Below are 7,967 nucleotides of genomic sequence, written 5' to 3'. Positions count from 1 at the left end.
GGAATGCGGCGGGCGAGGATCTGGGCGAGGTGCACGAGATCATGCTGGACGTTGCAACGGGCCGCATCGCGTACGCGGTGCTGTCCTACGGCGGCGTGCTGGGTATAGGCGAGAAATTCTTTGCAATCCCCTGGGAGCGGTTCGCCCAGGTGCCGGGGGAGGACTACTGGATACTGGACCTGACAAAGGAGGAGCTCGACCGGGCGCCGGGATTCGACCCGGACCACTGGCCCATGACCGAGGAGGTGGAGTGGTACCTCGAGGAGGGGGGCACGGCAGAACGGGGACGCGAGGTGGAGCCTGAGCCCTACCGAAGCCGCCAGATCGTTAGCCTCGAGGAGCCCGAACATGCCGCGGAGGGGAGGCGGGCCCCGCCGGCGCGTGTGACGACGCGCTACGTCCCCGTCCAGCGGACGGAGTACGTGCCCGTCCAGACGATCGAGACCGAAAGGACAGAGCGCCGCTAGGAGCGGTGAAAACAGCGCGTGCAGGCGATGGCGCTGCACGAATTGGCGATCATCTTCGCGCCGTTCGGCTACGGCGGTACCGCGGGAATGTCGTTCGATATGGCCAAGTGGCTGGTGATCGCGTTCGTCATCCCGGCAATAATAGCGCTGCTCTTGTAGAGCTGGTCGGCTCTCTTTTTTGGTAACCGCGTCCGGCAGGAAGGGGCGCATATGCACGCCGGTCCCCCTGCAGAACAGCTCTCGATATCGGGCATGCGAAGGCCCGCGTCAGCGGGCCCGCAGCCTGCATGCCGATCCCGCTCCGGGACCCACAGGTGCGCGATCTTCAGCGGTCTGCCGCAGGCTCCCGTACCGAAGCGTCGTCGTGCCAGCGTGGCCGCCCGGCACTCCCGCGCTCTCTACAGGATCTGCATACGGGTGGGAACAGGCTCATGTGAGGTCATCCTCGCCATCGAGCGGCCCGTTGGCCGTGCTGTCAGTTCTCTTCGGCATCGCTGAATATTCCCCGGCGGTCGCCTCCCGCGGGGGGGTTTCAGCCGAGAATCTCGCCCGCACCTCATCGGCAAGAGGGCCTCCAGCCAGGATGAGGAGGTTGTCGCCCGCCTCCAGCACCGTGCTGCCGTTGGGGACGAACCGCTCGGACTTCTTCTCCATCAGGATGATCAGGGCGCCCGGGGGCAGCCCCAGGTCGACGATCTGCTTCCCGGCCACGGCGGCGCCCGGTGGCACGGTGAGCTCGATCAGTTCGCTGGGGGCGTCGCTCTCCGGCGCGATATCCATCGCCAGTCCGCGAGTGCTGCGGAGCGGCGCCGCGACGTCCAGCCACTGGGCGACCAGGGGGATGGAGGTGCCGTGCAGCAGCGCCGATATGAGGACGATGAAGAAGACCAGGTTGAAGATGATATCAGCCTGGGGGACGCCGGCGAGGAGCGGGAACGTCGCCAGCACGATCGGGACGGCGCCCCGCAGCCCCACCCAGGATACCATGACCTTCTCCCGCATGTCCATCCGCCAGGGGAGGAGGCAGAGGAGCACGGCGACCGGGCGGGCGATGAAGATCAGGAAGAGGGCGATCAGGATCCCCGGGACGATCAGGGGCAGGAGGTGCGAGGGGAAGACCAGCAGGCCCAGGGTCAGGAAGAGCGTGATCTGCATCAGCCAGGCGATACCCTCGTGGAAGCGGATCAGGCTGTTCTTGTGGACAAAGGTGCTGTTGCCCAGGACCAGTCCGCAGATGTAGACTGCGATGAATCCGCTCCCCCCCAGCGACGCCGTCACGCCGTAGGTCAGCAGCACCATGGTGAGGGTGAGCACCGGGTAGAGCCCCTCGAACTCGAGTTTGAGGCGGTTGATCAGGTGCACCGTCAGCCACCCCATCCCGTAGCCGAACAGACCGCCGACCGCCATCTGCTGGATGAAGAGCGGTACCAGGGTGAGCGCGGACCGCTCGGGGATCAGGATGAGCGAGATGACGCCGACGGTGAGGAAGATCGCCATCGGGTCGTTGCTCCCGGACTCGAGCTCGAGCAAGGGGCGCAGGATACCCTTCATGCTCGCCCGTCGGGTCCGCAGGATCGAGAAGACCGCCGCGGCGTCGGTCGAGGAGACGACGGCGGCCAGGAGAAGCCCCTCCAGCGGGGAGAAACCCAGCACCAGGGTCGCGAACGCCCCGAGCAGGAACGCTGTCAGGAGGACGCCGACGGTGGCGAGCACCGCGCCGCGGACGAGCACCGGGCGGACCTCGGACCAGCGGGTGTCGATACCGCCGGAGAAGAGGATGTAGGCGAGCGCGACGACGCCGATCGACTGGGCGATGAAGGGATCGTCGAAGTAGATGCCCCCCGGCCCCTCGGAACCCGCCAGCATGCCGACCAGGAGGAAGATCAGCAGGGCGGGAACGCCGAGCCACTCGGAGATCTTGTTGGCGAAGATGCTGATGAGGACGAGGGCGGCTGCGCCGGCAAGGATGATCTCGATTGCTACCATAACTGTTGACCTGCACTATTCTGGAAGGGCGGGGCGGGGGATTGGCCCGCGGGGTCGCTCATGCTGCGATGGATCATCTATTTTATTGCCCTCAAATCTAAAAAAAGCTGCCCTTGAGGGTGAGGATCCGCAGATCTGCGGACTGAGCGGGATCTACTGGAGCGAATGCAATTGTCAAGGAACGCGGCAGGGCGTCATTGCTATCCCGCTGCACCGGCCGTGGTATCGGCACGATCCCATGCCATATCCATCGATGCTGCAGGCATTCCTGCATCTCATGCGATCGTGTCCCAAGCGGCCCCGATCGGGAGAATCCCTGCCCGGTGAGCCATGCGTTTATGGGCTGGCAATGGGTTGCTGAAGAGTGCGATAGCGGTGACGCCACCCCGTTAGCCGGGAGAGGTAAACGATAGCCTGGCGTTTTCAGGATTCGCAGGGTGCCACAAACCTATATTCACTGTGGGCGATAATTCAAGTGTATGCATCATGCAGAGTGATTCCATTGTATTTCGCGGCAACCTGCGGCAACTGCTGGGGAACGTGGAAAGCGGCGAGATGATCCCCAAATTGCAGGCATCGCACGCCCCCATGTGCAAATTTTTCACGGCCTACTACGTGATAAACGGAATACGGCACGTGGTCCCCCTGGTGCACGGCCCCACGGGCTGCCCGCTTTATATGTCCGACTTTGTCAGGACGCGGGAGTGCTGCGAGATCCGCGGCGTTCCCCTCGAACCCACCGCCTGCACCTCCCTCGACGAGAGCAACGTCATCTACGGCGGCGAGGGAAAACTCCTGGAAGCGGTGAAGGAGGCGTACGCGAAGTATCGCCCCGACCTCATCGTCATCCTCTCCTGCTGCTGCTCCGGGATCATCGGCGACGACGTCGAGAACATCGCCCGCGAGGCGGAGAGGACGGTCGGCTGCCGGGTGCTGGCGCTCCGCAGTGAGGGGTTCGGCGGCGACTTCCGGAGCGGCTACGAGGACGCGTTCCGGCTCATCATGGATCTCATGGAGCCCCCGAAGACGACGATGAAGGGGACGGTCAATATCCTGGGGGCCCGCTGGGGACCCACCCCGACAGAGTTCGACTGGGACCTGGACGAGGTAGAGCGGCTTCTTTCCGAGGTCGGGATCAGAATAAACGCCGTCATCGCGGGCGGCTGCACCGTCGAGCAGATCAAACATGCCCGCGAGGTGGAGCTGAACGCCTCGTGGTGCTACGACTGGGGGCAGAAGCTGGGCGACCGGATGCAGGAACGGTTCGGCATCCCCTACAGCCGCACGGGGCAGCCCTACGGGCTGGAGGCGACACGGGAGTGGCTCCTCGGGATCGCAGGACCCCTGGGCCTGGAGAAGCGGGCGCTGGAGGTGATCGAGCGGGAGACCCGGGCGGTGGAGGCGGATCTGGCCTACCTCAAAGGCGCCCTCGAGGGAAAGACCGCCGTCATCGAGATATCGGAGTTCCCGGGACCGATCCGTGCCCTCTCGCTCGCCCGGATGGCGGAGGAGTTCGGCGCCCGCCCGGTCGTGGTCAACGTCCATCCCTACACGATCAAGGAGCGGATGCCCAGCATCCAGTACATCCTTGAGACGGGCGTCAACCCGGAGGTCATCCTCACCAGGGGGCTCTTCCACCTGGGCAGCTTCCGCTCGTCGAAAGAGACCGAGGAGGAGCTGGAGGCGATCGTGCAGGGGTACGACGACGTCGTCTTCTTCGGGAACTCCGGGCGGTTCCCCCCCTGCCCGGTGGTGAACCTGACGCTCATGAACCCGGGGTTCCAGCCCCAGTACGGCTTCCGGGGAATCCGGAACATCGCCGCCCTGGTGCGGCAGGCGCTCGAGAATAAAGATCTACCGCGATCGCGCCTCTTTCGGGGAATGCTCTATGGAACACGGACGAAGTAGACGGAAGACGCCGGAGCCGGAGAAGTGCCGGGACCCGTACCTCCGCTGCGCCTTCCATGGCGCTGCCCAGACGGCGCTCGGCGTCGCCGGCTCCGCCCTGCTCGCCCATTCGCCGCAGGGATGCGAGTACCTGGTGAACAACGCCTTTGCATGGCAGGCGTGCGACTACATGGAGGTAATAACGCTCTGCACCAAGCTCTGCGTGGACGAGATCGTGCACGGCGGGGAGGAGCTCCTCGAACGCACCATCCTCGAGGCAAAGGACCTCCCCATCTCCGCCCTTTTCGTGCTCAGCGCCTGCGGCCCGGAGATCGTCGGCGACGACATCGTCGCGGTCTGCGAGACCCTGCAGCCCGAATTGAAGTTCAGGCTCATCCCGATCGAGTGCGCCGGCTTCCGGGGGTCGCAGTACGACGGCATCGATATCGCCCTGGACGCGATGCTGAAGCATCTCGTGAACAGGAGCGGCGAGAAGATCCCGAACTCCGTCTGCCTCATCGCCCCCCACGCGAATGCCAATCCGACCTGGATCGCCGATCTGGACTGGGTGAAAGGGGTTCTCGCACAGATGGGCATCCGTGTCGTCGCCACGCTCACGCACCGCACCCCGCTCGCCGAGCTGGAGCATGCGGCGTCTGCGGAGGCGTCGCTCCTGCTGAGCCACGACGCCGGGCAGAAGGCGGCGGATCACCTCTCCGCGGCCCATGGCATCGAGCAGGTCTGCGGAGGGATTCCGCTCCCCATCGGTATGACCAACACGGAGCGCTGGCTGACGGCGCTGGGGGAGCGGTTCGATGCGCAGAAGACGGCGGAGAGCATGGTCGTGGAGGGCGAACGGATGGCGATGGCGACGTGCCGCCGCAAGTGGCCGATGGCCCGGTTCTTCTACCGCACACCGGCTGCCATCGTGGCGGATGCCACCGTGGGGATCCCGCTTGTGCGGTTCGTCACCGAGGACATGGAGATGACGCCGGATCTCGTCGCCCTCTACACCTCGCAGCGCTCCGTCCGCGACCTGCTGGAGCGGGAACTGGACGATCTCGATCTTGCCCCGACGGTCGTGTACGGCACGGACGTGTACAGGACGCGGCAGGCGTTAGCGGAGACAAAACCGAAGGTCGTCTTCGGTAGCACGATCGAACGGCACGCGAGCGAGGGGCTGGGTGTGTCGCATGTCGTCGAGGTGGTGAAGATGATGCGCCAGTTCCGGATGATCGACCGGGAGTACTTCGGGTATACCGGCATCCTGGACCTCTTCGAGTGCGTCCAGAACGAGTGGACGATGGCATGGCGTTCGAGAGAGAAGAGATACGAGGCAAGGTGGTGAATGGATGAAACAGATCGCGATATACGGCAAGGGGGGCATCGGCAAGAGCACGATCGCCTCGAACCTGTCGGCGGCCCTGAACGAGATGGGGCAGACGGTGATGCAGGTGGGCTGCGATCCCAAGAGAGACTCGACCCGGATCCTGGCCGGGGGGCGGTTCATCCCCGCGGTCCTGGAGGAGCACCGCGAGAAGCTGCGGGTCGGGAAGGACGAGTATGCCATCGACCTCGACCGCATCGTCTACCGATCGCCGGGCGGGATCTACCTGGTCGAGGCCGGCGGGCCGGAGCCGGGGGTCGGCTGCGCCGGACGCGGCGTGCTGACCGCGCTGCAGATCTTAAAAGACCTCGATGCATTCGAGACCTACGGAATCGACGTGGCGATCTACGACGTGCTCGGGGACGTCGTCTGCGGGGGGTTCTCGATGCCGATCCGCGAGGGGTTCGCACGGGAGATCTACCTGGTCTGCTCCGGCGGGTTCATGAGCATCTACGCCGCGAACAACATCGCCCGGGCCGTGCAGCGCCTGGGCCTGCGGGGCGATACCGGGCTCGCGGGGATCGTCTGCAACAGCAACGGCGACGAGGCGCTAGAGCGCGCCGTGATCCCGGCATTTGCACAGAGGCTGGGGACCGCGTTCGTCCAGTTCGTCCCCCGGAGTCCGGTGATCCAGGCCGGCGAGATGGAGGGGCGGGCTGTCGTGGAGTACGCTCCCGACTCCCGCGAAGCGGAGATCTTCCGGAACCTTGCACGGGCGATCCTGGCGAACGACACACGGGTGATTCCGACCCCTATAGCCGAGCTCGCCGAGCTGGAGACGATGTACCGGGAGCACCTCGTGAAGAAGTGAGAGCTGCCTATCCCGGAATACCGCTTGCCGGTTGCGACATCAATGGTCAGGGAGGTTCGAACCGCTTCCCCTATTTCCATTCCCGGGTATATCTCGAACCGCCACCTGACGCCGTTGTGGCCTCACCCTGCGGCTCCATCCTGCAAGCAGCCACGAATACCATCTCAGCGATTCCTGAAAAAATAGAGGGTATCGTCTTAACATGGCACCCGCTGGAAGGGTATAGGATTACTGCCAAGGTACGTTAACGTGTCAGCGTCTTCATCGTAGTCGAAATTCATCCGGTTGATTTCGCCAGGATATCTGGGATTCGCAAGAGAAACTGTAACAACACCTGTGGTATGATCTTGAGACCAGGTTATTCTTCCCGACACGGTTCCTTCGGTGTACCAGCCGGTTCCACCCGATTCCAATTCCAGGAGAATCACACCTACGCCGCCTTTGTCAACCTCCAATTGCCAGCATCCGACAACGGCCGGGGGCTCAGGCGTGGGTACCGCAGTAGGCACCGTGGTCGGCACGGTTGTAGGAATCGTCGTCAGAACGGCAAGAGGAGCGAGGGTTGCGTTCATGGTCAGGTTCATGCCGCTCTGGATCTCAACGGTGGTCGACCATGGAACATACGTATGATACCGGAGTTCGAGTGTATGCGATCCGCTGGCCACATCGGGAATACTGCAGGGGGTAGTTCCCCGATATACCCTATCCAGGTATACCTCGGATCCGGGCGGAGTCGAAGAAATTTCAAGCGATCCCGATGCTGGTTCCGCGGGCGATCGGGATCCAGGCGCTATCGTGCACCCGGCTGCAAGAACGAGTAGCGGAATCACGACCCACAATACCCATTGCCTATACATGATAAGGGGGAATAATTTTACCCGCGATAAGTATTGTGAATTTACATTTGCCAGCTGTTATAGGTGCACCTTGGTATGCACGGGCCTAAGGTCGTCGACATGGTCGCAGCGTTTCGTATATATCCTCTCGCATAATTCCTCCGGGTTATATATCGAAAATGCAACCCCTGTTGAATTCGACCCATACGTACACCATATTCGATCTTTTCAGCCGACGCCGACCTCTTCGCAGGTGATGTACCGGTTTCCATCGGTGAGGGCGACCGGACAGAAACGGACGGTTTTCTCCGCGCCGTTCTTGCACTGCACCCGATAAATCCGGGAGGCAATCTCTTCGCTGCCCGACTGCTCGAGGTCTGTCTTCCAGTCCGCGATCACGGACTGTCGGTACCCGGCGTCCGGGAAGGCCCGCTCGAACCACTCATTTTCGGTGGGGGTGTCTGCCAGGGTATACCCGAAGCGTTCGGTGAACGCCCGGTTGAGGTAGAGGTGCCGTCCCCCGTGATCGAGCAGGGCTGCCGGGACCGGGGAAGCATCGAGCACCTCGGTGAACCGCTGTTCGCTGCGGCGGA

General features: G+C 63.5%; 8 protein-coding genes. 6 read left to right on the top strand and 2 right to left on the bottom strand.

The features are described 5' to 3' along the window. Positions 1-467 (top strand): PRC-barrel domain-containing protein (locus QMC96_12915; protein ID MDI6877656.1); only part of this gene is annotated, 467 nt, incomplete at its 5' end. 27 nt (positions 468-494) lie between these two features. After that, entirely contained in the window at positions 495-626 is a 132-nt protein-coding gene (locus tag QMC96_12910; protein MDI6877655.1) for a DUF1328 domain-containing protein, read from the top strand. A gap of 270 nt (positions 627-896) precedes the next feature. Here QMC96_12910 and QMC96_12905 read toward each other — a convergent pair whose 3' ends face one another. Next, positions 897-2,453 carry a potassium/proton antiporter gene (locus QMC96_12905; GenBank protein ID MDI6877654.1) on the bottom strand — a complete coding sequence of 519 codons (1,557 nt, stop codon included), beginning with the start codon at positions 2,451-2,453 and terminating at the stop codon, positions 897-899. A gap of 486 nt (positions 2,454-2,939) precedes the next feature. Here QMC96_12905 and QMC96_12900 point away from each other — a divergent pair, with 486 nt between their 5' ends. The 4 genes from QMC96_12900 (at position 2,940) to QMC96_12885 (ending at position 7,168) form a co-directional block, all read left to right on the top strand. After that, positions 2,940-4,361, top strand: a complete 1,422-nt coding sequence (locus QMC96_12900; protein ID MDI6877653.1) for a nitrogenase component 1 — start codon at positions 2,940-2,942, stop codon at positions 4,359-4,361. Next, positions 4,342-5,688 (top strand): nitrogenase component 1, encoded by a 1,347-nt coding sequence (locus QMC96_12895; GenBank protein MDI6877652.1) that lies wholly within the window; start codon positions 4,342-4,344, stop codon positions 5,686-5,688. Before QMC96_12900 ends, QMC96_12895 begins: the two co-directional genes overlap by 20 nt. A 4-nt stretch (positions 5,689-5,692) precedes the next feature. Beyond that, on the top strand, positions 5,693-6,538 hold the full coding sequence (locus tag QMC96_12890) for an AAA family ATPase (GenBank protein ID MDI6877651.1): 846 nt from the start codon (positions 5,693-5,695) through the stop codon (positions 6,536-6,538). A gap of 489 nt (positions 6,539-7,027) precedes the next feature. Next, the gene (locus QMC96_12885) at positions 7,028-7,168 is read left to right on the top strand and encodes a hypothetical protein (protein ID MDI6877650.1); all 141 of its coding nucleotides are present in this window, start codon (positions 7,028-7,030) and stop codon (positions 7,166-7,168) included. Between the two features lie 434 nt (positions 7,169-7,602). Here QMC96_12885 and QMC96_12880 read toward each other — a convergent pair. Beyond that, positions 7,603-7,967 (bottom strand): PAS domain-containing protein (locus QMC96_12880; GenBank protein ID MDI6877649.1); only part of this gene is annotated, 365 nt, incomplete at its 5' end.

The organism is Methanomicrobiales archaeon (assembly GCA_030019205.1).
Classification (GTDB): Archaea; Halobacteriota; Methanomicrobia; order Methanomicrobiales; family JACTUA01; genus JASEFH01.
The sequence above is the reverse complement of the archived record's forward strand: the minus strand, read 5'-3'. Positions and strand labels throughout refer to the sequence as shown.

What these genes read in the sequence shown, in the direction of transcription:
- QMC96_12910 (MDI6877655.1), top strand. Translation starts at nt 495, where the DNA reads ATGGCGCTGCACGAATTGGCGATCATCTTCGCGCCGTTCGGCTACGGC.
- QMC96_12905 (MDI6877654.1), bottom strand. Translation starts at nt 2,453, where the DNA reads ATGGTAGCAATCGAGATCATCCTTGCCGGCGCAGCCGCCCTCGTCCTC.
- QMC96_12900 (MDI6877653.1), top strand. Translation starts at nt 2,940, where the DNA reads ATGCAGAGTGATTCCATTGTATTTCGCGGCAACCTGCGGCAACTGCTG.
- QMC96_12895 (MDI6877652.1), top strand. Translation starts at nt 4,342, where the DNA reads ATGGAACACGGACGAAGTAGACGGAAGACGCCGGAGCCGGAGAAGTGC.
- QMC96_12890 (MDI6877651.1), top strand. Translation starts at nt 5,693, where the DNA reads ATGAAACAGATCGCGATATACGGCAAGGGGGGCATCGGCAAGAGCACG.